Source organism: Variovorax boronicumulans NBRC 103145, assembly GCF_001591345.1.
GTDB lineage: Bacteria > Pseudomonadota > Gammaproteobacteria > Burkholderiales > Burkholderiaceae_C > Variovorax > Variovorax boronicumulans.
The window spans coordinates 1-640 of record NZ_BCUS01000284.1 but is presented as its reverse complement, the minus strand read 5'-3'; the positions used below and the strand labels follow the sequence as shown (position 1 = coordinate 640).

The window sequence follows — 640 nt, the reverse complement described above, 5'->3', positions numbered from 1 at the left end:
AGGGTCTTCAGGCGGGGCTTCACGTCCACGCCCAGGTCTTCGGGCTTGAAGGTGTCCAGCTGCTTCTTCTTGGCCTTCATGATGTTGGGCAGCGTCACATAGCGCGGCTCGTTCAGGCGCAGGTCGGTCGTGATGACCGCCGGCAGCGTGAGCGTGAGGGTTTCCATGCCGCCGTCGACTTCACGGGCCACGGTGACCTTGTCAGCTGCGAGGTCGACCTTCGAGGCGAAGGTGGCTTGGGGCAGGTCGGCCAAAGCAGCCAGCATCTGGCCCGTTTGATTGGCGTCGTCGTCGATGGCTTGCTTGCCCAGGATGATCAGCTGGGGCTGTTCCTTGTCGACCAGTGCCTTGAGCAGCTTGGCAACCGCGAGAGGTTGCAGCTCTTCAGCGGTCTCGACCAGGATGCCCCGGTCCGCGCCGATGGCCATCGCGGTGCGCAGGGTTTCCTGGCACTTCGCATCACCGCACGAGACGGCGATGACTTCGGTCACGATGCCCTTTTCCTTCAGCCGAACCGCTTCTTCGACAGCGATTTCGTCGAAGGGGTTCATGCTCATCTTGACGTTGGCAATGTCCACCCCGGTGCCGTCGCTCTTGACGCGCACCTTCACGTTGTAATCGACGACCCGTTTGACAGGCA

1 protein-coding gene is annotated in these 640 nt (G+C 62.0%); it reads right to left on the bottom strand.

Annotated features, from left to right (window positions below):
- Positions 1-640, bottom strand: a 640-nt coding sequence (locus tag VBO01S_RS31565; protein WP_062483101.1) for an electron transfer flavoprotein subunit beta/FixA family protein, incomplete at both ends; no start/stop codon positions are given.